Source organism: Pandoraea terrae, from assembly GCF_902459695.1.
In the GTDB taxonomy this organism is placed as follows: domain Bacteria; phylum Pseudomonadota; class Gammaproteobacteria; order Burkholderiales; family Burkholderiaceae; genus Pandoraea; species Pandoraea terrae.
Window position 1 is genome coordinate 74841 of record NZ_CABPRZ010000021.1, and the last position, 22935, is coordinate 97775.

General features: G+C 59.7%; 20 protein-coding genes and 2 pseudogenes. 10 read left to right on the forward strand and 12 right to left on the reverse strand.

All coding sequences use genetic code 11. From position 1 onward, the window contains the following. The first annotated feature begins 8 nt into the window (after nucleotides 1-8). Both PTE30175_RS20845 and PTE30175_RS20850 read left to right on the forward strand, forming a co-directional pair. Complete coding sequence (locus PTE30175_RS20845) at nucleotides 9-710, forward strand: DUF6781 family protein (RefSeq protein WP_150698985.1); 702 nt, start codon at nucleotides 9-11, stop codon at nucleotides 708-710. A 234-nt stretch (nucleotides 711-944) separates the two neighbouring features. After that, nucleotides 945-1112 (forward strand): annotated as a pseudogene (locus PTE30175_RS20850) (integrase core domain-containing protein); the annotation flags it as partial. Here the strand turns inward: PTE30175_RS20850 and PTE30175_RS20855 are convergent. Then, on the reverse strand, nucleotides 1104-2015 hold the full coding sequence (locus PTE30175_RS20855) for a LysR family transcriptional regulator (RefSeq protein ID WP_150698986.1): 912 nt from the start codon (nucleotides 2013-2015) through the stop codon (nucleotides 1104-1106). The pseudogene PTE30175_RS20850 and the gene PTE30175_RS20855 overlap by 9 nt on opposite strands. A gap of 170 nt (nucleotides 2016-2185) precedes the next feature. Then, nucleotides 2186-2920 carry an IS6 family transposase gene (locus tag PTE30175_RS20860; RefSeq protein ID WP_150699007.1) on the reverse strand — a complete coding sequence of 245 codons (735 nt, stop codon included), beginning with the start codon at nucleotides 2918-2920 and terminating at the stop codon, nucleotides 2186-2188. Nucleotides 2921-3740: 820 nt separating this feature from the next. Here PTE30175_RS20860 and PTE30175_RS20865 point away from each other — a divergent pair. The 4 genes from PTE30175_RS20865 to dsdA all read left to right on the forward strand — a co-directional run bounded on the left by PTE30175_RS20865 (nucleotide 3741) and on the right by dsdA (nucleotide 8952). Then, on the forward strand, nucleotides 3741-4976 hold the full coding sequence (locus PTE30175_RS20865; RefSeq protein WP_150698987.1) for an MFS transporter: 1236 nt from the start codon (nucleotides 3741-3743) through the stop codon (nucleotides 4974-4976). Between the two features lie 61 nt (nucleotides 4977-5037). Continuing rightward, the gene (locus PTE30175_RS20870) at nucleotides 5038-5964 is read left to right on the forward strand and encodes a LysR family transcriptional regulator (RefSeq protein ID WP_224788901.1); all 927 of its coding nucleotides are present in this window, start codon (nucleotides 5038-5040) and stop codon (nucleotides 5962-5964) included. Between the two features lie 89 nt (nucleotides 5965-6053). After that, entirely contained in the window at nucleotides 6054-7583 is a 1530-nt protein-coding gene (locus tag PTE30175_RS20875; protein ID WP_150698989.1) for an amidase, read from the forward strand. A gap of 7 nt (nucleotides 7584-7590) precedes the next feature. Next, nucleotides 7591-8952, forward strand: coding sequence for a D-serine ammonia-lyase (gene dsdA / locus PTE30175_RS20880; protein WP_150698990.1), 1362 nt, complete (start codon nucleotides 7591-7593; stop codon nucleotides 8950-8952). 318 nt (nucleotides 8953-9270) lie between these two features. Here the strand turns inward: dsdA and PTE30175_RS20885 are convergent. The 6 genes and pseudogenes from PTE30175_RS20885 to PTE30175_RS20910 form a co-directional block, all read right to left on the reverse strand. After that, nucleotides 9271-10301 (reverse strand): annotated as a pseudogene (locus tag PTE30175_RS20885) (transposase); the annotation flags it as partial. 8 nt (nucleotides 10302-10309) lie between these two features. Further along, entirely contained in the window at nucleotides 10310-11620 is a 1311-nt protein-coding gene (locus PTE30175_RS20890) for an MFS transporter (protein ID WP_150698991.1), read from the reverse strand. 132 nt (nucleotides 11621-11752) lie between these two features. Further along, nucleotides 11753-12955 carry a mandelate racemase/muconate lactonizing enzyme family protein gene (locus tag PTE30175_RS20895; protein ID WP_150698992.1) on the reverse strand — a complete coding sequence of 401 codons (1203 nt, stop codon included), beginning with the start codon at nucleotides 12953-12955 and terminating at the stop codon, nucleotides 11753-11755. Beyond that, the gene (locus PTE30175_RS20900; RefSeq protein ID WP_150698993.1) at nucleotides 12952-13947 is read right to left on the reverse strand and encodes a D-2-hydroxyacid dehydrogenase; all 996 of its coding nucleotides are present in this window, start codon (nucleotides 13945-13947) and stop codon (nucleotides 12952-12954) included. The genes PTE30175_RS20895 and PTE30175_RS20900 overlap by 4 nt, the downstream gene beginning before the upstream one ends. Before the next feature lie 597 nt (nucleotides 13948-14544). After that, nucleotides 14545-15207, reverse strand: a complete 663-nt coding sequence (locus tag PTE30175_RS20905) for a GntR family transcriptional regulator (protein ID WP_150698994.1) — start codon at nucleotides 15205-15207, stop codon at nucleotides 14545-14547. Between the two features lie 107 nt (nucleotides 15208-15314). Further along, nucleotides 15315-15752 carry a LysR substrate-binding domain-containing protein gene (locus PTE30175_RS20910; protein WP_150698995.1) on the reverse strand — a complete coding sequence of 146 codons (438 nt, stop codon included), beginning with the start codon at nucleotides 15750-15752 and terminating at the stop codon, nucleotides 15315-15317. Between the two features lie 176 nt (nucleotides 15753-15928). Here PTE30175_RS20910 and PTE30175_RS20915 point away from each other — a divergent pair, with 176 nt between their 5' ends. Continuing rightward, nucleotides 15929-16156, forward strand: coding sequence for a tripartite tricarboxylate transporter substrate-binding protein (locus tag PTE30175_RS20915; RefSeq protein WP_224788903.1), 228 nt, complete (start codon nucleotides 15929-15931; stop codon nucleotides 16154-16156). Here PTE30175_RS20915 and PTE30175_RS20920 read toward each other — a convergent pair. After that, nucleotides 16134-16343, reverse strand: a complete 210-nt coding sequence (locus PTE30175_RS20920) for a hypothetical protein (RefSeq protein ID WP_150698997.1) — start codon at nucleotides 16341-16343, stop codon at nucleotides 16134-16136. The genes PTE30175_RS20915 and PTE30175_RS20920 overlap by 23 nt on opposite strands. Nucleotides 16344-16408: 65 nt before the next feature. On the opposite strand from PTE30175_RS20920, the gene PTE30175_RS20925 reads away from it, so the two are divergent. After that, the gene (locus tag PTE30175_RS20925; RefSeq protein WP_150698998.1) at nucleotides 16409-17650 is read left to right on the forward strand and encodes a polyhydroxyalkanoate depolymerase; all 1242 of its coding nucleotides are present in this window, start codon (nucleotides 16409-16411) and stop codon (nucleotides 17648-17650) included. Between the two features lie 294 nt (nucleotides 17651-17944). Here the strand turns inward: PTE30175_RS20925 and PTE30175_RS20930 are convergent, their stop codons facing one another. Together PTE30175_RS20930 and PTE30175_RS20935 are read right to left on the reverse strand one after the other, a co-directional pair. Beyond that, complete coding sequence (locus PTE30175_RS20930) at nucleotides 17945-19201, reverse strand: MFS transporter (RefSeq protein ID WP_150698999.1); 1257 nt, start codon at nucleotides 19199-19201, stop codon at nucleotides 17945-17947. Between the two features lie 331 nt (nucleotides 19202-19532). After that, nucleotides 19533-20855, reverse strand: a complete 1323-nt coding sequence (locus tag PTE30175_RS20935) for a tetratricopeptide repeat protein (protein WP_150699000.1) — start codon at nucleotides 20853-20855, stop codon at nucleotides 19533-19535. Between the two features lie 185 nt (nucleotides 20856-21040). On the opposite strand from PTE30175_RS20935, the gene PTE30175_RS20940 reads away from it, so the two are divergent. Beyond that, complete coding sequence (locus PTE30175_RS20940) at nucleotides 21041-21895, forward strand: AraC family transcriptional regulator (RefSeq protein WP_150699001.1); 855 nt, start codon at nucleotides 21041-21043, stop codon at nucleotides 21893-21895. 97 nt (nucleotides 21896-21992) lie between these two features. Here PTE30175_RS20940 and PTE30175_RS29000 read toward each other — a convergent pair whose 3' ends face one another. Further along, nucleotides 21993-22124: a hypothetical protein gene (locus PTE30175_RS29000; protein ID WP_263596293.1), complete on the reverse strand. Its 132-nt coding sequence runs from the start codon at nucleotides 22122-22124 to the stop codon at nucleotides 21993-21995. Nucleotides 22125-22411: 287 nt separating this feature from the next. Here PTE30175_RS29000 and PTE30175_RS20945 point away from each other — a divergent pair. After that, nucleotides 22412-22935 (forward strand): ATP-binding cassette domain-containing protein (locus PTE30175_RS20945; protein WP_150699002.1); only part of this gene is annotated, 524 nt, incomplete at its 3' end.

Consider the following 22935-nt stretch of genomic DNA (forward strand, 5'->3'; position numbering starts at 1 on the left):
AAGCAACCATGTTCAAGTACGGTATTGATCAGGATGCGCTGATCGACAAGTTCAGCGAAGCAACCGCCAAGCAGGGTGAGGCCATTCGCAAGGCGGTGCATGACGCGACGCTGAAGGCTCTGCAAAGCCGCGAATTGACGCTGACCAACATCAGGCAAGTGGTGAACACGGTTGCCAAGGCCGCATCGTCTGGTGCGGCGGTCAATCCTCTGAAGGGAGTGGACGTGGAGTCCTTGCTGGGCCAGGCCGTGACAGGCATGGACAGCGCGCTGGTACAAGCCGTCGAGGCCAACCGCCGCGCCTTGGGCCAGATGGTGGAGCAGGGCGCCACCCTGCGTGAGTCGCAGGCCAAAAAGGCGCTGGCCGATCTCGACAAGCTGGAGGGGACGTTGCTGGCAGTAGTGAGGAAATTCACCGAGAGTGCCGGCGAGCAGTTGCAGGCATCGTGGACTCAGGTCTTGAAGGCCACTCAGAGTAAGGGCACCGGAACCGGGGTGCAGGCGAGTGCGGCGATCCAGCAACTGATGGACAGCGCGCAGAAGAATCTACAGAGCTTGAAGGAGGGGCAAGCATTGGGTCTGCGCGCATCCCAGGTGATGTTTGACAGCTATTCCACGCTGGTCAGTGGCGTTCTCATTGGCATGTCTGAAGCTCTGCAACAGACAAACACTGCTGTTACGCCGACTGCCACGGCTTGCCAGGATCGTTAAGCACGGTGGCGATACCGGCCTGTGCGATCCACTCCAGGATGCGCTGACGAACTCCGGTCCGTTGGCCGAGCGCATGCGTGCAGCATGAATATTCCGTATAGGGTACTCGGCAGACCCGAGTACCCTTTTGACCCTGCTACGTGCCTGAATGACGGATTTCACAAACTTCGCCAGCGTCGACGACAAAAATGGAACCACTTGGACAAACATCTGATCGGCCCTTGGGATTCGTTGCTGAAACGCGATTACGTGGCCTTCATGCCGAAGCCCGATGCCGCGACTGCCGCACGCAATCTCGCCATTGCGTTTGAGCATTACAACGAGCAGCACCCTCATAGCGCGCTGATGTACCGCTCGCCACGCGAGTTCCGGCGCAGGACCGATTCATCAACCTTAGTGTGAGGCGGTGTCCGGAGGCACAGGGGCAAATCCACTGACCACGTTGACGAGCCGCTGCAACACCGATGAACAGTTGTCGACACGCCATACGAACTCCCACTTGTGTACGACGTTCAGGTCCGAAAGTTCCATGAACGCCACCGTTTTGGGAGCGTGGTTACGCGCCGTCTCCGGCACAACCGTACATCCCATGCCTGCCGATACGAGCGTAAGCATGGAGCCTGCGTCAACGCCAAGTGCGGATATTTTCGGAACAAAGCCTGCGTTGAAGAAACAATGGATCAACTCATCATGCCAATTTGGAGCCGCATTGCGCTCTATCCAAATGAAATCGACTCCGTTGAGGTCACGCAATGATTGCGGTTTGCCGCGCTCCCATTGCCAGTCTGATGGATACGCCAGCAATATCTTCTGAGTACATACGGGAATCCCACTAAACGCTGGGTCAGCCGGATCCCTGAAAAGAAGAAATCCAGCGTCCAGCTGCCCGGCTGAGAGCAATTTCAGTTGAGCTTCAGATAAGAGGTGCCTCAACGTTATCGAGACACCTGGAACTTCTTGTCGAAAGCTCCTCAGTATCTCCCCTATTTCCGACGTAAGCGTCTGCCTTACAGGCAGTGCTATGGAAAGATGCCCAATCTCGCCACGGCCGGCTCGCGTGACGCGCTCCATCGCAGCAGAAGTGTCGGCGAGGATCCTCGTTGCGTCCGACAGCAACTGCTTGCCTGCGTCGGTCAAATTGACCCCACGCGTGGTCCGATCGAATAAGGACGTACCCAACTCGTCCTCTAGAGCCTGCATTTGCCGGGTAAGCGCAGGCTGCGCCACATGCACGAGCCGCGCCGCCACACTGATGCTCCGGCATTCAGCAACAGCGACGAAATAGCGCATCTGGCGAAGGTCCATGTAGATACCCTTTTGGCATGACTGACATCAGCAAACAGCATTTTACAGTATGGCGGGCGATTCGTACCATCCCCTTACGTGCTCACGCATGCCAGAAACATATAGCTGTTAGCAGGGCGCTGTCACGTTAAGGAGCGCACGACGCATTAGCGGAGAGGATGCGCATTTGCTCAGAAAGAGGACGGATCTCCGGTGATTTCAGTGAAGCGATGCCAGGCGTCGAAGCGTCTGGCGAGCTGTTTGCGATAGAGCGCGGCGCGCAGCAGATGTCGCTTGAGTGCAAAGTGCTGCCGGATCGGACCGAAGCTCGATAAGAAAGCCTGCGCGCGTTCAGGATCGCGGAAGCCACGCATGCGTCGCTCGCGTTCTCGCGTCGGCTGATGACTGTTTTCAGCCCAGTTATTGATCCGCGTTCTGGCTTTGACGAAGACGTGCTTGACGTGAGCCAGTGCGGGAATCTCGGCTTTCGCCGCCGGATAGCTGCGCAGCTGGTCGGTCACGATCTTGCGCGGTGCCTCAACGCACGAGGCAAGCACGCGCTGGAAAAACCGCTTCGCTGCAGCCTTATCGCGGCGCTTCTGTAGCAGGATATCGAGTTCCGCACCGTGCTGATCGACGGCGCGCCACAACAAGTAAGGCTCGCCGCGCAACGTCACAAATACTTCGTCAAGGTGCCATGCGGTACCGGGCTTGCGACGCGCCGCTTTCACACGATGTGCGAAGCACGCACCGAACTTATCGCACCAACGTCGGACCGTTTCGTAGCTGACGATAACCCCGCGCTCGAACAGCAGGTCTTCGATATCACGCAGGCTGAGCTGAAACCTGAAATACCAGCGCACCGCGTAACTGATGACCGTCGCCGGAAAGCGATGACCGTGGTAAAGCGATTTTGCATTCCTCATCACACGATATTACCCGACCATCTCAGCAATGTGACAGTGCCGGCGTTGGCAGCCTGCGACGGGTATTAGCCCTTCTGACGTCAGAAACGCGAGGACGCGCTTCCCATTCGGCGAACGCGCTGCGGCGTGGCAAGGACGCGAATTTACTGAAACTGCCCGGCGCGCGCGGAACGTGGACGCCCAGGGGCATGTCGCGCCGCGATGGGACTCGCGATCGAGGAGCTCGAGGGGCAACAATCGACCCATCAGAGCCTTTCGGCTCCAATAACGAACGTCTGCTAAGCATGCGTCCCAAGACATGCTGCACGTGCGTCGCCTCGTCCCACGAGGTCTGTCACTGGCGAACGGGCTGTACCTTGATTCAGCGCCGCAGCCGGCCGGCGAACTACGTCGCGAGTGCCCGTCCGGAAAGTAGCGTCCACAAATGGTCCACCCTCGATCCGGCATTTAGGTAACAGTTAAGCGACGTCGCTCATGCTGCGCTGGCATCCAGCATGCCTGCTTTGGCGAGGCGCGCGATTCAGATCCCGATGGCATTCAGCACACGACGCGAACTGCGTGCTATCGGGCGACTCGTTGATGACGCCGACGCAGAGGTGACCATCGGCGCACGCTCCTGTGACTTTTATTCAGGAGCGAAACTACGCCAGGACCCCCGGCCGATCCTGCTTCTCAGGTGAGTTTTCGCGAACGGAGGAATCTGAATATGTCAATTGTCGGCCTATTTTCGGCTACTTAAAATCAATCCGACTAATCGCGGTGGGAGCGCTCGGCACGGCCGACGCGAGCCCGGTCTTTTCCCTATCGGCAGATGCTCAGCATGATCGACCCCAATAAAAGCAGGCGCGCCAGCCTCGTGGTATCCGCGTTGCTCTATCTCGGCTACTGCATCTCGTACATCGATCGTGCGGCGATCGCACTGTCGCTCGTTGCCATCGGCAAGGAGTTCCATGTCGGCTCGGGCGCGCTCGGCGTCGTCATGAGCACGTTCTATATCAGCTACGCTGCCATGCAGATCCCTGGCGGATGGATCGCGGATCGCTGGGGCAGCAAGAAGGTCATCGTCGTATCGGTCGCGTTCTGGTCCCTGTTCACGTTGATGACCGGTCTCGCGTGGTCGCTAGCCTCACTGATTGCGATCCGCTTTATCTTCGGTCTCGGCGAAGGCGGTTATCCAGGCGCAGCGGTCAAGGGCGTCACCGAATCGTGCGCGCGGGCGGATCGCCCCAAGATGTCCGCGCTCCTGATGTCGTCGAACTATGTCGGCAGCTTCATCGCGCCGCTCGCCATCGCGCCTCTCATCCTGTATTTCGGCTGGCGTCATGCGTTTGTCGTCGCAGGCGGCGCTGGGCTCGTTTTCGCGCTCTTCTATCTGTTCGCAGTGAAGGACACGCACCAGAAATGCGATTCGGCTGGCCGTTCCGTACGCATCGACGGCGCGGCAACACGCGCGCTCCTCAAGATGCCGCTCATGTGGAAGATTTTGTTGACATGGTTCGGCATGGGAATCGTCAACAAAGGACTCGATGCGTGGATGCCCGCGTATCTCCTGACCGAGCGTCATCTCGATCTCAAAGCGGTCGGCATGCTTACGCCGTTGCCGTTCGTCGCGGCGAGCGTATCGACGGCACTCGGCGGGTGGATTCTCACTCGCTGGTTCGATGGCCGCGAAAAGTGGCTGATGGCTGCGTGCTGCGCGATCTCCGGCTTTTTTCTCTACGAGATGTACACGGCCGAAACGGTGACTGGCGTCATCGCATATCAGTCGATCGTCTACTTCTTCAAGTCGTTCGTGTTTGCCGGTGTTTTCGCGTTGCCGGCCAAATTCCTGCCGCAAAAACTCATCGGCACGGGCGCGGGCATGGTCAACTTCGGCGGACAGGTCGCGGGATTCATCGCGCCAGCGGTCATCGGCCTGCTCGTCTCGATCACGGGCAACTACAACGCCGTATTTGGCTTCCTGATCGTGGCGACGGCGTTCGCGCTCGTTACCAGCCTGTCGATCCGCCTGTCGCCCGAAGCCGATGCGCGCCTCGGCGCCGCCGAAGAGGCCTGATCGCTTTATTAGGCAAACAGGCGCTATGATGGGGCATTCCGCGTCCTCCCATCGATCCATCATGAGCGCCCGCATTCTTCAGGAAGCTGCCGTCCGTTACTTCCTTGAAGTGGTCAACGCCGGCTCCGTCGCCGATGCCGCCAGCCGGCTGAACGTCGTGCCATCCGCCGTGAGCCGCCAGATTGCGCGGCTCGAAGGCGCACTTGGCGCGCCGCTTTTTGTGCGGCAATCGCGCGGCATGGTGCCGAGCAAAGCGGGTGAAATGCTCGCCGCGTACGCGCGCCGGTCGCAGCTAGACGCAGAACAGATTTCGCTGGAAATCGATGCGCTTCGCGGCGAAGCGGAGCGCACAATCCGCATTGCATGCACGGAAGGATTCTCGGCCACCTTCCTGCCGCGCGCGATGGCGGATTTCCGTCGCTCTGTAGCGCCGGCATCGTTCGAAGTCGTCGTCGATACGGCCGCCGGCGTCACACAACGCGTGCGCGAAGCTGAATGCGACATCGGCCTCACGTTCAGCTTCGGTCCTGCAAAGGACATTCAGGTCACGTTTTCCGCGCCTTCACCCGTGTTCGCGATCGTCGCGTCGTCTCATCCGCTAGCGCAATCGTCTCAGGTGTCGTTTCGCGAGTTGCTGGCGTATCCTCTCGCTTTGCCGGGCATTCATTCGACGCTGCACAAGCTGATCGATATCTATTGCAGCCGCGAAGGCGTCGCTTGCAAGAGCGTGCTCAGCAGCGCGACGCTCGAAACGCTCCTCGGTTTCACGCTCGCAAGTGACGCCGTCACGTTCAGCGGCGAGCTTTTCGTGCGTCCGCGTCTCGCGTCCGGCGAGCTCGTCGCGTTGCCCGTGCCGGAACTCACGACGAGTGAACGCGCCATCGAAATTCAAACCCTCGCGCGGCGCGCGTTGCCACCTCTTCTGCAATCGTTTATCGAACGCCTGAGCGGCGAACTCTCGCCGCCCGTGCGCGTTGACCAAAAGTGAACTGACCGTTCGATAAACATCACTAGCGGTCGTTTTTCTCGTCGTCTACATTGAGCGGACTCTTGCATTGCCGCTTAAAGGACTGCCCGATGAACGACCGTCACGAACTCACACGTCGTAGTGCCGTCGCGCTGCGTGCGCTATTGAAGGCGCGCGAAATCTCCGCCGTCGAATTGCTCGATACCTGCATCGCGCGAATCGAAGCGCTCAATCCGTATGTCAACGCCATCACGGCGACGAGCTTTGAACGCGCGCGCATTGAAGCCCGCGCCGCCGACGCCGCCCTCGCACGCGGCGATGCCGTAGGTCCCTTGCACGGCTTGCCCATCGGCATCAAGGATCTCGAAGAGACAGAAGGCATTCTGACCACGTATGGCTCGCCGCTCTATCGCGCGAACGTGCCCACGCACGACAACACGCTGGTGCGCCGGCTGCGCGCAGCGGGCGCGATCGTCGTCGGCAAGACTAACGTGCCAGAAATGGGTGCGGGTGCGAATAGTTTCAATCCCGTGTGGGGCGCGACAGGCAATCCGTTCGATCCGCGCCTGAACGCGGGCGGCTCCTCGGGGGGCTCGGCCGCCGCGCTCGCGCTCGACATGGTGCCGCTTGCCAGCGGTTCCGACACTGGCGGCTCGCTGCGCATTCCGGCGGCGAAGTGTGGCGTGGTCGGATTGCGCACCTCGCCGGGACTCGTGCCGAGCGATCGCAAGCCGCTCGGATGGACGCCAATTGCGGTGGTTGGGCCGATGGGGCGCACCGTCGAAGACGCGTGGCTGCAACTCGCGGCGACGGTCGGCCAGTCGGGCAACGACCCGCTCGGCTATCCCTTCGCGATGAGCCCAACGATGGACGGCCGCGCGCCCACTGACGTGTCGAAACTGCGCATCGGTTACACGGAGGATTTCGGCGTCTGCGAAGTGGATGACGAAATCCGCGCCGTGTTCCACCGCAAGATTGATTTTCTGCGCCGAGAGGTGGACATATGCGAGCCGATCGAAGTGGACTTCGATGGCGCACATCGCTGCTTCGACGTACTGCGCGCGGAGGCCTTCGTCGCGGGCCTGCAAAAGGCGTATGAGACCGATCCCGATTCCCTCGGACCCAATCCGCGCGCGAACTATAAGATGGGCATCGGCCTGGGTCTCGCGGATTGCGTGCGCGCACATGGCGACCAGACGCGCTTGTTCCGCCGCTTCCAGACGCTGTTCGACCGCTACGACGTGATTCTTTCTCCCACGACGCCCGTCTCGCCGTTTCCGTGGGCGCAGCCGTATCTGAAATCGGTGAACGGCGTCGCGCTGGAGAACTACTATCGCTGGCTGTCGCTCACGTATGTCGTGACGCTCACGACGAATCCAGCGTTGTCGCTGCCGTGCGGCGTTGATCACCGCGGCATGCCGTTCGGGTTGCAGATGATCGGCCCGTTCCGTGGCGATCTCGCATTGCTCGAAGCGGCGCGCGCGTTCGAAACGCTATTCGCGTCGTCCGACGAAACGCGTCGCCCGATTCCCGATGCCGCGAAGCTGCGCGCATCGGATGTGGACCTGAAGTCCATCGTCACGCATCCGCCGATGCTCGACGCCCTGTCGGCTTCCAACGCTTCCGCTTCTGCTGTCTGACCCGCACATGATCGATTCCATTTATGGCAAGCCGCTCGACGCGTGGCTTCGCGACTTTCCGCTCCTGCGTGAGCTTATGGCGCTTCAACCCGTCGAGTGGTTCAATCCGGCTGCCGCGCCGCTGGCCGACGCCATCCACGACATTCCGCTCGATGCATCGCACATCGCCGATGCGAGCGCGCGTCTGCAACGATTCGCGCCGCTCCTCGCACAAGCCTTCGCCGATGTGCGCGAGGCGGGCGGCGTCATCGAGTCGCCGTTGACTGAAGTGCCCGCGTTCGCGAAAGCATTGAGCCAGCGCTACGACGTCGAAACCCCACGGCGTTTGCTGCTGAAACAGGACAGTCATCTGCCGATTTCCGGTTCGATCAAGGCGCGGGGCGGCATCTACGAAGTGCTCTTTCATGCGGAGCAACTCGCGATGCGTCACGGCCTGTTGAAGGAAGAAGACGATTACCGCGTGCTCGCCAGCGACACATGCCGGGCGCTCTTTCGCGAGCACAGCATTGCGGTGGGATCGACAGGTAATCTCGGCATGTCGATAGGCATCGCGAGCACGACGCTCGGTTTCACGACGACCGTGCATATGTCCGCCGATGCGCGCCAATGGAAGAAGGACCGCTTGCGCGCGCATGGCGCGGCGGTCGTGGAATACGCGGGCGATTACGGCGAAGCGATCGAAAGTGGACGGCGTCTTGCCTCGAACGATCAGATGTGCCACTTCGTCGACGATGAAAATTCGACGACGCTCTTCCTGGGCTACGCGGTTGCGGGAGAGCGCCTGAAGCGTCAGCTCGATGCGACGAACGTGCGCGTCGATGCGGCGCATCCGCTCTTCGTGTATCTGCCGTGCGGCGTCGGCGGCGGTCCAGGCGGCGTCGCGTTCGGCCTGAAGCTCGCGTTCGGCGACGCGGTGCATTGTGTTTTCGCGGAACCGACCCATTCGCCCTGCATGTTGATGGGCGTGCTTACCGGACTGCACGAAAAGCTCGCGGTGCAGGATTTCGGCATCGACAACGTGACGGCCGCCGATGGCCTCGCGGTCGGACGTCCGTCCGGTTTCGTCGGCCGCGCGATGCAGCGGATGATCGACGGCTATTACACCGTCGATGACCGTGAACTGTACGCGCTGCTCGCGCTGATGGCCGAGACGCAGGACATTCGGCTGGAGCCGTCCGCGCTTGCGGGCGCACCGGGCTTTGCGCGGGTGTCGAAGGAGCAGCAAGGTTATCGCGCGCGCATGAACCACGACGATGCAGCCATGCGCGATGCGACACACGTAATCTGGGCGACGGGCGGCGGCATGGTGCCGCAAGCGGAGATGAGCGTTTATCTCGAGACAGGCCGGCAGGCACTAGTTGGGGCCTGAAATCGGGTTCGACGCCTTAACCTGACAAGTTGGGTCTACCCCAATGTCAGTCGTGTTCAGAGGGCAAAAAGGCTGGTCTTCGATTGACCGTAAATTTTTTTGAGTCGCATGAAGAGGCTGACGTCAGACCCGAAGCGGTCATTCGTCCGAGTTTCGCGGAGGGCTGCTTATGGCCGAGGCCGTGTAAAAACACCCAATTCCACCGATTGAGTATTGAGTGCGATGCCGCAGGTGGAGCCTGCTGCGGCGCTTCAACGGAGTATTGAGGACGAGCGTGAGCGCACGATGCGGGGGGGGGCACGGCATCAATGCGCGGGATCAGACCCCGACCAACCTCATGGCACGCATCGTTTTTGCGAATCCCAGAATCCTGATGATGCGCTTGAGGTTGTAGGCGAGCACCTGCAAGCTCATTTCGGTAGCGACGTGGCGGAGCCTACGCGTCAGGAAGTGCGTCGAGCCCGTCCAGTGCTTCAGTGTGCCGAACACGTGCTCGAACGTGCGGCGCCGTACCGTCATCGCGTTGGGCTGGCGATCTAGCCGGCGCTGCATCGCCTCGAGTACTGCTTCGTGCTCCCATCGTCGGATGCGCCGGTAGTCGGCCGGCGTGCACTGACTCTTAAACGGGCAGTTCGGACAGGCACTGCTCCAGTAGGTTCGCAGTGTCATGTCACCACGCTCAATTGAAGTGTATCGGTAGATTGCCCGCTGCCCGGCTGGGCATTGATACTGGTCATCCTTGGCGATGTAGATGAAGTCGGCCCGATCGAATCGGCCGTCAGCCTTTGCGCCGGAGGTGAGCGACTTGGGCACGAATGCAGCCATGCCAGCGTCATCGCACGACTTGATCTCGGGGGCATTGAAGTACCCACGGTCTGCCAGCGCCTTAACCTTCTTCTTGCCCATGGCGTCGCGCGCGGCTTGTGCCATCTTGCTCAACTGCGCCCGGTCACGGCCAACTCCAGGTAGCGCTGGATGCTTTGCTCGACCTGCTGCTGGCGCTTCTCGATCTTGTTGGGCGTGAAGTTACGGTCGCGGCTGTTGACCGCCTTGAACTTGCTGCTGTCGATGGCCACAACCGCTTGCGCGAACAGCTCCAGATCACGGCATAGCATCACGAAGCGTCGGCACACGTTGCGAATGCCCGCACCGTTGCCGCGCCTGAACTCCGCAATGGTCTTGAAGTCCGGCGCGAGCCGACCGGTCAGCCACATCAGTTCGATATTGCGCTGACACTCACGCTCGAGACGCCGGCTCGACTGTACGCGATTGAGATAACCATAGATGTAGATTTTGAGCAGTACCGCCGGGCGGTAGGACGGCCGGCCCGTGGTCGAAGGCGTAGCCCCGGCTGCGCTCATTGCGCGGGTTGTTGAAGAACTCGCTGGGTGCCTTTGATCATCATGATCAGCATGATGCAAGCTGCGAGCACACTGCAGCAAACGAGCGAGTACAAGCCGTCGGCATATGACCCTGTCATATGGATGACAAAACCGATCACCATCGGAGCGAGAGCGGATAGCCCGTTTGCAACACCGTTCATCACGCCAGCGCCCACACTGATTGCGTTGCTTGGCACGATATCTTGCAGCATGGTCCAGATTGGCGGGAGTGCGAAGCCGAGTGCCCCGATACCGAACGACAGCAAGATCGTGGACACCAACGGGTCACTCAGCGTGGCGCCGAAAAACACGCCGACGCTGACCACCACCATCGAGGCGAAGATCAAGGACGCTCGATGTCCGGTGCGGTCACACACGTACCCCGCGGCGATTTTTGTAGCAAGCGCCATGATCCACGGAAGCGATGAAAGGGCACCCATTGCGCTCCACGAAAATCCCTTGGCCTCCTTGAGATACGTAGGCAACCACGTCAAGGCTCCCCAAAAGACGGACACATGGAGCGAATAGTATGCGACCAACAGCCAGAACCGGTAATTGCGAGCGAACGATCTGATTCCCTCCGTAAACGAGCCGCGATTCTCCAGCGATCCGTTCTCCGCTTGCAAGCTCGACTCGATATGAGCCAGCTCCAAGGCGTTAACTTTCTTGTGCTCTCGCGGCGTATCAGTGGTCATGAACCATACAAGCGCTAAAGGAATCAACCCAAGAGCACTCAGAATAAAGAAACTCGATCGCCAGCCACTGGTGTGGACGATGAACGTGAACACCGGCATTGCCAATGCTGGTGCGACCGACAGACCCGCCTGCCACACCGAGTTGGCCTTGCCCCGCTCCGAAACCGGGAACCAATCCTTCACGTACTTGTTCTGGAGCGGAAAGTGCAGCCCCTCGCTCATGCCGAGTATCATGCGCGAGACCAGCATCGTCATGAACGCAGTCGCCACGCCGCCAATCAACAACGAAAAAGCCCAGAACAGGATCGATAAGGCCATCCCCTTGCGGGCACCAATTTTGTCTCCAATCGGGCTGAGAACGACATTTCCTATACCATATGCGGTCAAAAACACCGTCATCAAAAGACCTTTCCGGACCGCATCGTTGGCGATACCCATTGCCGCGAGAAATTCCGGGTCCACAACCAATATTGATACATTGACCCGATCTATATAGGAAAAGAACAGCACAGCAAGTAGAATCGCGGCCAACACGTAGCGCTGGCGCGTTGGCCGCTTTGCGGGCATAACAACTACTTCATTCGATAACATATACGTCTTCTCCACGAGATGGATCGAATGTGACATCCGAATCCATCAACGCGTCGCCACGGTGCCCTAGCTAGGGAGTTCCGTGGCGACCATCATGCCATCCAGTTCGTTGCTGGACGGCGCGATAAACGATCACTCGATCGTATGGGCCAGATAGTCTTTGACCACTTCCTCGTTGAGCGCCTGACCCAAGCCCGGCGCATCGGGAACCTTGAATTGCCCGTTGTCCGGCTGATAATCGTTCACGCACAGTTCGCGAATGCAAGATTTCAGTGCGTAAGTGTGGTGCTCGTGAATAATGAAGTTGGGGATAACGGCTTCCAGATGGAGCGAAGCAGCGGTCGAGACCGGGCCTCCGCAGACGTGAACCTGAACCGTGGCATCGTAGACGTTTGCCATATCGCAAATCTTCTTCCCCTCCGTAATGCCGCCGACGAGGCAAAGATCGGGCTGCACAACAGCCAACGTCTGCTTTTCCAGAAGCTCTCGGTATCCCCAACGCGTGTATGAACGCTCGCCTGTCGCGAGCGGAATGTTCGTCTTGGCGGAGATCTTCTCGAAGTTCTTCGAATTCAGCGGGTTGACGGGTTCTTCATAGTAGAAGATGTTGTACGGCTCAATCGCGCGCGCGAACTGAATCGCTGAGTTCGTTCCAAGCAGCGAGTGAATTTCACAGATGATGTTGACGCTCGGCCCAACCGCCTCTCGAATCGCGGCGATACGCTCGACGCCCATTTGAACGTCGTCGTAACTCAGAATTCCATAGCTCTTCGGATTGAGCCTGCCGGTGCCAGTTTTGATGCCATCACGACTAATCTGCAGCGGATCCACCTTGACTGAATCGTACCCTTCCGCGATAGCAGCCCGCGCACTGTCGGCATATTGCTCCGGTGTCACGTTCTGCACGTGTACGCCCCCCCAACCGTACTGAAGCTGGCTGGCGTAAGTGCGAAGATTGTCGTTCGTCTTGCCCCCGAGCAGTTGGTAAATGGGCTGCCCCATGACTTGGCCGCGGATGTCCCAGAGCGCAATATCGTACGCACTGATGCCGCCATAAATCACCGGACCGCCGCCAGCGCCCCAGTAGGTGGCCCGGAAAAGCATCTCCCACAGCGCTTCGACGTTCATCGGGTCTCGGCCAATAACGAACGGCGCAAAGTCACGCAGGATGCCCACGGCCGCTTTGGCCCCTGCACCGTACGCAAGCCCTACCTCGCCGATCCCGCTGATACCTTCATCGGTATGCACGCGGACCATGACAGGATTGAACTTGGTCATGGATGGGTCCTTTCGATTGACCTCGCAATCGAAAATTTCAATCTTCGTGATTTTCACTTTATCTCCTGGGTCTGACGATTCCGCATGAGTGATTCGTCATAATTGAAAGCAACCGGGTTTTTAAGGCTCTCGCCGTTCTTGAGTCTGCGCAAATTGTCCGAGACGATATCTCTGATATTGGCGGGAACAAGGTCTGACACGAAGCCCGCGACATGCGGCGTGATGATCAGATTCGGTGCCGACCAGAACGGATCGTCCGCCGGCAACGGTTCCGGATTCGCAACATCTACCGCCGCTCCGACCAACTTCCCGGATCGAAGCGCGTCTTCCAGGTCTGCCTGATTTGCGACGTCTCCCCTGGCCACATTGATGAACAGCGCACCTTGCTTGAACTGTGAGAATGCATCGCGATCGAACATGCCCACCGTATCGGGCGTCGAAGGCATTGCCGCAACCACGATATCGGCACGCGAGACCGCCTTGCAGAAGTCCACGGCATCCACCATCTCGTCGACGGTCGCGTCCTGTCCGATCGTGCGGCTTACCGCGATGACGCGCATCGAAAACGCTTTCGCTCGAACTGCGATCGCCTTGCCAATACGGCCGTATCCGACGATCGCCATTGTTTTTCCATAGAGGGATAGCGAGGATTCCGAATAGGTGCGCTCCCACCGCTTCTCCACCTGTTGACGCAACGCGTCCGGAATGCGCCTGCTCAGCGCGAGAATGAGCGCCATTGCGTGTTCGGCCACAGCAATCGACCAGGCATCGGCCGCATTCGAGACTCTTGCGGTCGATGGGAAACCGTACTTCACCAAATTCTCAAAACCCGCCGTCGTAAGTTGGATGAGCTGAAGGTTCTTGGCTTGCTTAACGATATCTGCCACTTCCTTCGTGTACGCTGGCCCGACCGTAACAAACACATCAGCCTCAGCGATCACTCCAGCCAACTCCGCGGCGTTGTCCGCCGGCATGATTTCGAATGGCTCATCTTGTAGCGCCTCCTGCACCAGTGATCGCGCCAAAGACACCAAGTAAGCCACCTTCATTTTAATGTACTCCTAATTTATTAATAATTGCCATTCAAGGCGGAAAGCAGCGTCGTGCAAGCGGCGTTCGCGCTTGGTATTTCAAGTACGGGGAAAGTGTAGGGATCCGCCCAAGGCGGCGTCAACGGACGATCCTGAAAGCTGACAGGTCAGGGGTGTCGTAACTTTCTATTGACAGGAATTTCTTGGTCTTGTAGTTGAGTCGGCGCCATTGCGGCGGCGGGTCGCGGATAGAGGTTCTGTTGCGCAGAATGGAGGAGGGAGACCCTCTCCGGAAGATGGAGCGATTTGGCAGCGTCTTGGAGCATGGTCCGCGACGCTATCCGGCCGGGTAATACTTACTGTAGCCAAGGACGATAACGCGAGGCGCTCAGAGGCCGGGTGGACGTCGCATACGTTCGCTTTGCGTCGCCCCTTCGGCCGAGGGAGGGCGGATCCGTGATCTGAAATAACGGATATTCATCGCAACGATGATTTCAGTCCGCGTGATGCGAAGCGCACGCTCCGAACCTCGCGCTACAGTCCCTTGGGTGTTTCGCCCCCTTCGCCCACATTCCGTGTGTGATTCATGTCGAGCGGCGAGAATGCAAATTATCCCTAGTTCGAGCCAAGTAAATTTTTCTCTATTGTAGAAAAACTTTTCTGTATGTGCGTTTGGAGTCTTTGGCAAGCGTCTTCAACTCTGCCACTTTCCAAAAGCGTAACAATGGTTCTGTGGGCATCTAGTGACTTCTCGAAATGATCGTCGGGGAAGGTCAGTAGGCTGCGCATGGCCCATATCTTTATTTCTATGGCCTCATAAGCATCCGTTAGGTACTTGTTCTTGGCGTGGGCGAACGGGAGTCGATGAAATTCTCTATCCAGAATTCGGTATGCTTGATAGTAGTTGTCTCGAAAATTAAGTGCGCCGGCCCTATCGACATTTTTGCGAAGATCGATGAGAAACATTTGATGATTTGACCGCATGGCGATCCGAACGGCTGCACATTCAAGGATTTCTCGAAGTTCATTTAATCGATCAAATTCAGATGCGTCCAGGGAGAAGATGAAAGTTCCGATCCTTGGTCTAACTTGAATCAAACCAACGGCTGCGAGGCCCGCCAATGCATGGCGAATCGTTGCCTTGCCGGTAGCAAATCGCTTCGCAAGTTGATCCTCGCTGATTTTTTCGCCCATTTCGAATTCGCCGCTGACTATCAGGGTCTTGATCCGCTCTTGTAGCCCAGCCGACTCTGGGTTATGGACGACGTGATTTTCCACGGATTTCCTCCTGTGCGTCCCTTGTCTATGCTCCCCGCCATTCCGATACCGGCGTCGCGCTTTGCGCCTAGGTCGAGAAGGGGCGTCAGACTAACAGAGTGTATGGACTAGGGGCGCACAACTCTGTCCCCCATCTCCTGAGCCAATGTCAAAAACCCTGCAATGTACTCTACCCCGTCTTCACCACGGCGAACGCCGAGATTGATGCTTTTCCTGATGCCTCGCCTGCCCAACTGCACGGTGCGGATTGGAAGGTCTGCCCCGTCTTCAAGTACGAGCCAATCGGGCAGGACGGAAACGCCTCGTCCGGCGGCGACGAGCTGCAACATCAGATCCGTGGTCTCCGCCGTTCTATGGCGTCTCGGCCGGCATTGGGCGGGAGTCAAGAACTGCGTAAAAATGTCAAGACGCTCAATGCTGACAGGAACCGTGATCAGCTCCTCGTCCACGAGATCCTGGGGGGGCGAAGGTCCATGTAGATACCCTTTTGGCATGGCTGACATCAGCAAACAGCATTTTACAGTATGGCGGGCGATTCGTACCATCCCCTTACGTGCTCACGCATGCCAGAAACATATAGCTGTTAGCAGGACCCAACCGACCGAGTCGCAAATGATTGTCGACCAAATTCGCTCCGCTCTTGATACTTATCTTGCGATCCGCCGAGAGATCCACGCCAACCCTGAACTAGGTTTCGACGAACACAGAACCGTAAAGCCATGTGCCTTACAAAGGAGGGAGCCCTATGACGCAGGATCTGGTCAGTGGCCAGATTGATATCTATGTCGGAGCTATGGGGGCCAGCTCCACCGGCTTCGTCTCCAACGGCAAAATCAAGATGCTGGCGGTCATGTCGCCTGAGCGGTGGTTCGGCCGTCCGGCTCCGGTGATCGCGAACGCCCAGTTCGACCTGCTGCTGTCCCCATTCATGGCCGGGCAATGTGCGTGAACTGCGCAATGTGGTGGACCGCTTCGTGCTCGGACTGCTGTCCGATGACTTCGACTTGCACCACAGCCACAGTGAACCCGGCATCAGCCCGCCTGAACAGGTCGAACAGTTCGAGTGCGTCGTTTTCATGGAAGAACTCAAGCGCCACAACTTCGAAGTCGCGGGCTTGCAGGCCCGATGGGTGCACACATTCGCGCCCCCCGCGGGCCCGGCTCAGGCCCGCTGTTCAGATCCTTTCACAGAATATTCGACATGCTTTACCAACTCCACGAACTCAAGAGCGCAATGCTGCTGCCGCTCACTGCCCTGGCGCAGGCGACGTCCCGCACCTTCGCCAATCCCGTCAGCCCCCTTTCTCGGATGCCCGGCGCGACCAGCCTGGCGGCTGGCTATGAATTGCTTTACCGGCTCGGCAAGGACTACAAGAAGCCGCCCTTCGACATCAGGTCGGTGCGATGCCACGGGCGGGAAGTTCCCGTCGTGGAGCAAGTCATTGTCGAAAAGCCCTTCTGCAGATTGCTGCGGTTCAAGCGCTACGCCGACGATCCTGTCACCATCCGGCTGCTAAAGGACGATCCGGTGGTGCTGGTCTGCGCACCGCTGTCCGGCCACCATGCCACGCTGTTGCGCGATACCGTCCGCACCCTGCTGCAGCACCACAAGGTCTACGTGACCGACTGGGTCGATGCCCGCATGGTGCCGCTTGAAGACGGTACGTTCCGCCTCGCGGACTATGTGCACTACATCCAGGAATTCATCCGCCACATCGGCGCCGACAACCTGCATGTCGTCTCCGTCTGCCAGCCTGCCGTACCCGTCCTTGCCGCGATCGCGTTGCAAGCATCGGCCGGCGAGCCGACGCCGAAAACGATGACAATGATGGGCGGGCCGATCGACGCGCGCCGCAGCCCCACTGCCGTGAACGCACTGGCGACCAACAAGTCATTCGAATGGTTCGAGTCCAACGTGATTCATACCGTGCCGGCCAACTATCCCGGGCAACGCAGGAAGGTGTATCCGGGGTTCCTGCAGCACGCCGGCTTCGTGGCAACGAACCCCGACCGGCACCTGTCGGCGCACTACAACTATTACCGCAACCTTGTCGATGGCGACCTGGACGACGCGGCGGCACATGTGCGCTTCTACGACGAGTACAACGCCGTGCTCGACATGGCCGCCGAGTATTACCTGGACACAATCCGTGACGTGTTTCAGGAATTCCGGCTTGCCAGGGGGATCTGGGAAATTGAGGGCAAGCGGGTGCGCCCGCAGGACATCAGCGGGACCGCCCTGCTCACCATTGAAGGAGAACTGGACGACATCACCGGGGCCGGCCAGACCGCGGCGGCGCACGACCTGTGTTCGGGCATTCCCGGCGCGCGCAAGCAGCACATCACTGCTGCGGGATGCGGCCACTATGGCATCTTCTCAGGGCGCCGCTGGCGAGAGGAGATCTATCCGCGTTTGCGTGCCTTTATTGCCAACCATCGGTAAATGCCGCCTGGACAAGACAGACGGAGACGAGCCTCCGTCCTTCTGTCAGCTTGTGCGTCAGACTATTTCGCGTTCCGGCATGGCGCGAATCAGCGCCTCGAGCCATCGGTTTTGGAGCGGTTCATCGACGTGGTAATTAAAAATTCGGATACCGAAACGTGAGCGTCGATGATCCCGAGGCCGTCCGGGAGTGACGCAGACGCACGGTCTGATGCGGTGGCACTTAGCACTACGCCGCGAATCGTATTCAATGGGATGAACTCGGGACTCAGTCGAACAGTGGGGCTGTATCGATCAGCGTGACGTCGCGCCCGCACGTCGGGATGTCAGCGTGAATCCGACCAAGCCGAGCACCGGGCCCGGAGTCAGTAGCCACATCGCGTCGAGCCCGATGCGCTCGAACAATGCAGTTGTCGCGGCGATCGACACGACCGTGATCGCGAACCCGATCGAGTTCTGGATTGCCAATGCACTGCCCACCAACTCGGGCGGACAGGCTTGTGCGGCCAAGGCGGAGAACTGCGGGGAGTCAGCGACGACAGAGGCGCCCCAGACGATCATCAGTACCACCAGTGCACTGGTGGGCAGGTCGCGCCAGCCAAGCGCAAAGACCACGGCGCAGAGCCCGGATATCCCCAACGCCCCCACTGCCACTTTCGCACTACCGATGTGACGCGACATGGCGCCGCCGATCAGGGAGCCCAATGCACCGATACCAATCACGCAAAACGACAATCCCGATACGCCAATGCCCGGGAAATCCGACGCGAGCGACGTACGCGCGACCAACAGCGGTACGGCAGTCCAGAACGTATAGAGTTCCCACATATGACCGAAGTACCCCAACGTTGCCGCTCGGAACGAGCGGATCCGAAACGCACCAAGGACAGAAGGCGAGGGCGCGGACTCCGCACCAGATTCCGTGGTGCTACGGGGTTTTGCGCGCGTGTGCGGCCCGTCACCGAGCGCACCGATCAACCACGCTCCAAGGAGGGCAAGCAAGGACGACGCAGTGATGACCATTTGCCACGGAAGGCCTGCGCCAAGGACGCGCATCGCGTGAGGAAGTGCCGTTCCGAGCGTCAGCATGGCAACCAGTTGCGCGAGTGCCTGGCCCGTTCGGTGCGGTGCCCAACTGACGATCAGTTTCATGCCCATCGGATAGATGCCTGCGAGGCACACGCCGACGCAGAACCGAAACACCGCCCCGCTGATGAGGCCTGTCGAGAGCCACGCAAAACATACGTTGAACAAGGCGCCGGCGATAGCGCTGCAGACGAAGATTCCGCTTGCACGGAAGCGGTCTGCGCCGCCGCTCAATGATATGCCGAGCGTGCCGAGAATGAATCCGAGTTGTACTGCATTGGTCAACCAGCCGATATCGGCCGCACTTGCATGCCAAATGCGCATCAAATCGCCAGCGGTACTGTTCGCGCTGAACCACAGTGCGGTGCCAAAAAGCTGCGCGATCGAGATCGTCGCAACCGGCCCGAGCCCGTTGACGAGCAGGCGCTGCAAACCCGCCTGCTTTACCGATACGGTCGAGTTCATCTCGTGTGCATCCTTGTGACGCTCGTGCGATCAACGAAGCGAAGGCTCTTGCCGGATGAGGCTATGTTCATACCATTTTCCGAAATAGGACACCGCACGCAGGTGCGTTGATCGAGCATCGGCACGAGTTCGTGCACTTCGATCGGAAGCGCCAATTCGCGCGCTACGGTTGACGCGACTGGCAGAAACGGGGTGGCTCACGCCAAGCGTCAGTGCCGGGCGGCACACTCTCTCATCGGGCCTCCTGCGGACACCCCGCGAGCCCTGTATGGACGGGGCTCGCGAGCGGGCGCCGCGTTGCGGTGGCCGAGTCATATCTGTGACATCGCACTCACACGGAAGTGAGCTGATCGCGCCAGCGCGTGTCGCGCGGCGACGGGCGGCGACGCAGCCGCCTGTGGAGAAGTGCTTGTGCCTTGGCAGCCTCACCGCTGCGCATCAGGGCGACCAGAAGCGTGTCTTCCACCACTTCTCGTTGAGCACCGCTTCCGCCGATGCGCACGGCTTCGCTCGCGACGGGTTCCAATAGAGTCACGCAGCCCACGTAGTCTTCCTCGGCAAATGCGAGGGCCGCACGACAAATCGCCGGGACGACGGGGCCAGCGGGCAGGTTGCCCGCCTCGACCAGGTTCGTCAAAGCGTTGGCGCGCTGCTCAAGCGCGATTTTGTCCCCGGTCGCAGCCGCGACGAGGGCCATGTGAACATCGGCAAACGGGAAGCCGGCCTGGCGGAAGTATTGCGAAGCGTACGTCGCCGCTTCGTCCCACAGCCCCGCCGGGACGGCGTGCCCATAGGCCTGCATGCGCCACAGGAACGAGGCGGTGTCGCTCACCACGTTGATCGGCACCGCGGTCGATGCCGATGGTGCGACATGCTCGTTGTAAATCGAGAGCGCGCGGTCAGTGTCGCCGCGCTCGAGCGCGATGAGCGCCGCATGCCAGGCGATGTGGCCGTGGAGGATGCCGCTGCGGTCATATCCGGGCAGCCACCCTGTGATGAAGGCCTCCGCTTCGTCTCCCGCACCGGCCTCGTACATCACGTGTGAGACCGCGTGAGCGGCGTTCACATTGTTTCTGCGCAACTCGAGTGCGCGCTCTGTCAGAGAGCGGCCAAGCAGGAGGTTGCCGTTTTCGCCATGGGCCCAACCACGGTAGGTGAGGAACCACCAGTCGTCCGTGTCGAAGTGCCGGGCGTGGCGTTCGCAGAGATCCACGCGTGCCTGATCGTGGTCGGCCATTCCGGAGAATGCAAGGAGGCCGAATGCACCGAGTGGCAGCGAAAGGATCAGGATGTCCCGCGGCCAGCGGTCGGCGTGCGCCAGCGCACTGGCGAGCGCTTTTGCCGATTGTCCGTTGATCGCGAGGGAAAGAACGTCCACGTGACTCCGCTCCCGTTCCGTCCCGTTGCGCGCCACGATCTCCACCGCTGTCGCAATTTTCGCCCGGGCTTCAGTGGCTTCGGCGCCGATGGCGTGAAGGCGCGCGCGCGCCGCATGGGCGAGGGCGAAGTCCGGGTCGGCCGTAATGGCTTCCTCCAGCGTTTCGGCGGCACCGGGCCACAACGACAGAAGGAGGTCGATCCCCGCCCGGTAGCGCTCCGCGGCATGGTCAGAGGTCGTCGAGAGTTGAAGACTGTAGCGGTCGGTATAAGCCATAAAACAGGTTACTCCTACGGGAATACGGAAGACTTTCACTGCTCGGCGGTTCTTCTTTTTCCCATCCGGTACGAAGGCAGGGCAAGGAGGATCGCCATACCCGAACATTTAAACCGAATTACGTCATGGCTGTATCTCGACTAACTGACATTCGATGTAGAATAAATGACAATTGGAGAATTGCCATGACGTGGGAGACGATCGAGGCGCCGCACGGTCTGGCGCCGCCTAACCCGATGACCGTGCGCGCGCAATCCATCCCTGCGCGCCATTGCTTTCCCGAACACGCCCACTGCTGGAATCAGGTCGTCTACGCGATTTCGGGAGTGCTGACGGTGACCGCAGAAGGCAGTTCGTTCGTGATTTCACCGGAGCAGGCAGCGTGGCTCCCGACCGGCCTCCGACACCGGGTCGGATCGCTGCTGGGCGCGGAGTTCCGCAGCCTCTGGATTGCCGAAGACGCTGGCGATGGTCTGCCGGCCGCGAATCCGACCGTATTCGGGGTTTCCCCTTTGCTTAAGGCACTCATCATAGAAGCAGCCGAAATCGAGGGGGAGGAGGATCGTGACGGCTACGCTGGGCGCATCACGCATCTCATTCTCGATCAGCTTCGGCGTGCCCGCCCCCTTCCCGCAGCGTTGCCATGGCCGCGCGGCGGAGCCCTTGCAGCGCTTTGTGAGGCGCTATACGCGGATCCAGCGGACCCTCGCGGGCCGGAGGAGTGGGGCCTGATGCTTGGGATGTCAGCGCGGACCTTGGCTCGGCGCTTTGTTGCCGAAACCGGCATGAGCTTGCGCTCCTGGCGGCGGCGCATGCGGCTGTTCAGGGCGATCGAGTTGTTGGGTGGAGGCTTAGGGGTGACGCGAACGGCGATGGAACTCGGCTACGGGTCCACGTCGGCTTTCGTGTACGCGTTTCGCCTGGAAATGGGTTGCAGTCCGCAGACTTACATGCGCGGACGCAGGGAGGACGGCGGAGTCCGCGTGCAGTCACTACCCGACGGAATTTCCGTGGCGATTCCACAGTCGTCGACGAGTTGAAGTATCTCTCAAAGCTGATCGGTGGAAGCAGTTGCGCGCGCATGCGCGTCGGGTTGTACGCCGCCTGTGTGAGCAGATACAGCTGTTCGACCCGTGTTCACCGGAAATGAAAGCGTTCCGTGGTCCGATGCGCGTGGCGGGTCACCGGATGCTGCTGGAACACGTGATCAGGAGCACGGAAGGTGACGAACGGCGACAGGCCGTGGAAGGTGTCGTGGCTTTTTTTCATCGCAACTCCGTCTTCGCACGACGCGCGGCGAACTCATTCTTCCGTGACATTCAGGCTGCCCTTCCCCAAACATTGGGGATTTCCCTCAATTGAATGCTGAAGCGTTGACAGTCGCATTGCCGGCTGCCTACCATGTATGCAATGCTGCATACATGGTAGGCAGCATTGTCCGACTGGTGCTCAAGAAACCAAGTGTGACCGATGGTGCAGGCATGCAGATTCCGCGGGTAGTGACGTTCCGGTTCGGCAATCGAGTGCCTGAGATTAGTTTCGCTGGAGACATATCCATGCAGTCACCTCAAATCGGGGTTAGCCGTCTGACCAATCGCACGAACACCCGTGACGTCCCGCCTGCCACGAGCGGTGAGTTCGTTCAATTTCGACGGGTCTACAAGTCCTACGGCGAGAACCTTGTCGTGATGGACCGGATGAGCCTGGACATGAGCGCGGACGACCGGCTCGTGATCATTGGCCCGAGCGGCAGCGGCAAAAGCTCGCTCCTGCGCGTGATGATGGGGCTCGAAGGCATTCAGGGGGGCGAGATCGTATTCCAAGGCAAGCCATACATCTCCGGCGCCGACTCGGGCCGCGGCAAGCGCATCGACGCGATGCTGCAGAAGCAGATCGGCATGGTGTTTCAGCATTACACGCTGTTCCCCCACTTGTCGGTACTCGGCAATCTCATTCTCGCCCCGATGAAGGTAGGTGGTCTCTCGAAGGCCGATGCGACCGAGCGGGCTCGAAAGTACCTGGCTCGCCTTGGGCTCGAAAGCAAATTGCATACATACCCGAGCCAGCTCTCAGGGGGGCA

Coding starts and splice junctions, on each gene's coding strand:
- PTE30175_RS20930 (WP_150698999.1), bottom strand. CDS start 19,201: ATGAACTCGACCGTATCGGTAAAGCAGGCGGGTTTGCAGCGCCTGCTC.
- PTE30175_RS20845 (WP_150698985.1), top strand. CDS start 9: ATGTTCAAGTACGGTATTGATCAGGATGCGCTGATCGACAAGTTCAGC.
- PTE30175_RS20890 (WP_150698991.1), bottom strand. CDS start 11,620: ATGTTATCGAATGAAGTAGTTGTTATGCCCGCAAAGCGGCCAACGCGC.
- PTE30175_RS20860 (WP_150699007.1), bottom strand. CDS start 2,920: ATGAGGAATGCAAAATCGCTTTACCACGGTCATCGCTTTCCGGCGACG.
- PTE30175_RS20865 (WP_150698987.1), top strand. CDS start 3,741: ATGATCGACCCCAATAAAAGCAGGCGCGCCAGCCTCGTGGTATCCGCG.
- PTE30175_RS20870 (WP_224788901.1), top strand. CDS start 5,038: ATGAGCGCCCGCATTCTTCAGGAAGCTGCCGTCCGTTACTTCCTTGAA.
- dsdA (WP_150698990.1), top strand. CDS start 7,591: ATGATCGATTCCATTTATGGCAAGCCGCTCGACGCGTGGCTTCGCGAC.
- PTE30175_RS20940 (WP_150699001.1), top strand. CDS start 21,041: ATGACGTGGGAGACGATCGAGGCGCCGCACGGTCTGGCGCCGCCTAAC.
- PTE30175_RS20900 (WP_150698993.1), bottom strand. CDS start 13,947: ATGAAGGTGGCTTACTTGGTGTCTTTGGCGCGATCACTGGTGCAGGAG.
- PTE30175_RS20935 (WP_150699000.1), bottom strand. CDS start 20,855: ATGGCTTATACCGACCGCTACAGTCTTCAACTCTCGACGACCTCTGAC.
- PTE30175_RS20855 (WP_150698986.1), bottom strand. CDS start 2,015: ATGGACCTTCGCCAGATGCGCTATTTCGTCGCTGTTGCTGAATGCCGG.
- PTE30175_RS20875 (WP_150698989.1), top strand. CDS start 6,054: ATGAACGACCGTCACGAACTCACACGTCGTAGTGCCGTCGCGCTGCGT.
- PTE30175_RS20925 (WP_150698998.1), top strand. CDS start 16,409: ATGCTTTACCAACTCCACGAACTCAAGAGCGCAATGCTGCTGCCGCTC.
- PTE30175_RS29000 (WP_263596293.1), bottom strand. CDS start 22,124: ATGAAAAAAAGCCACGACACCTTCCACGGCCTGTCGCCGTTCGTCACC.
- PTE30175_RS20910 (WP_150698995.1), bottom strand. CDS start 15,752: ATGGTACGAATCGCCCGCCATACTGTAAAATGCTGTTTGCTGATGTCA.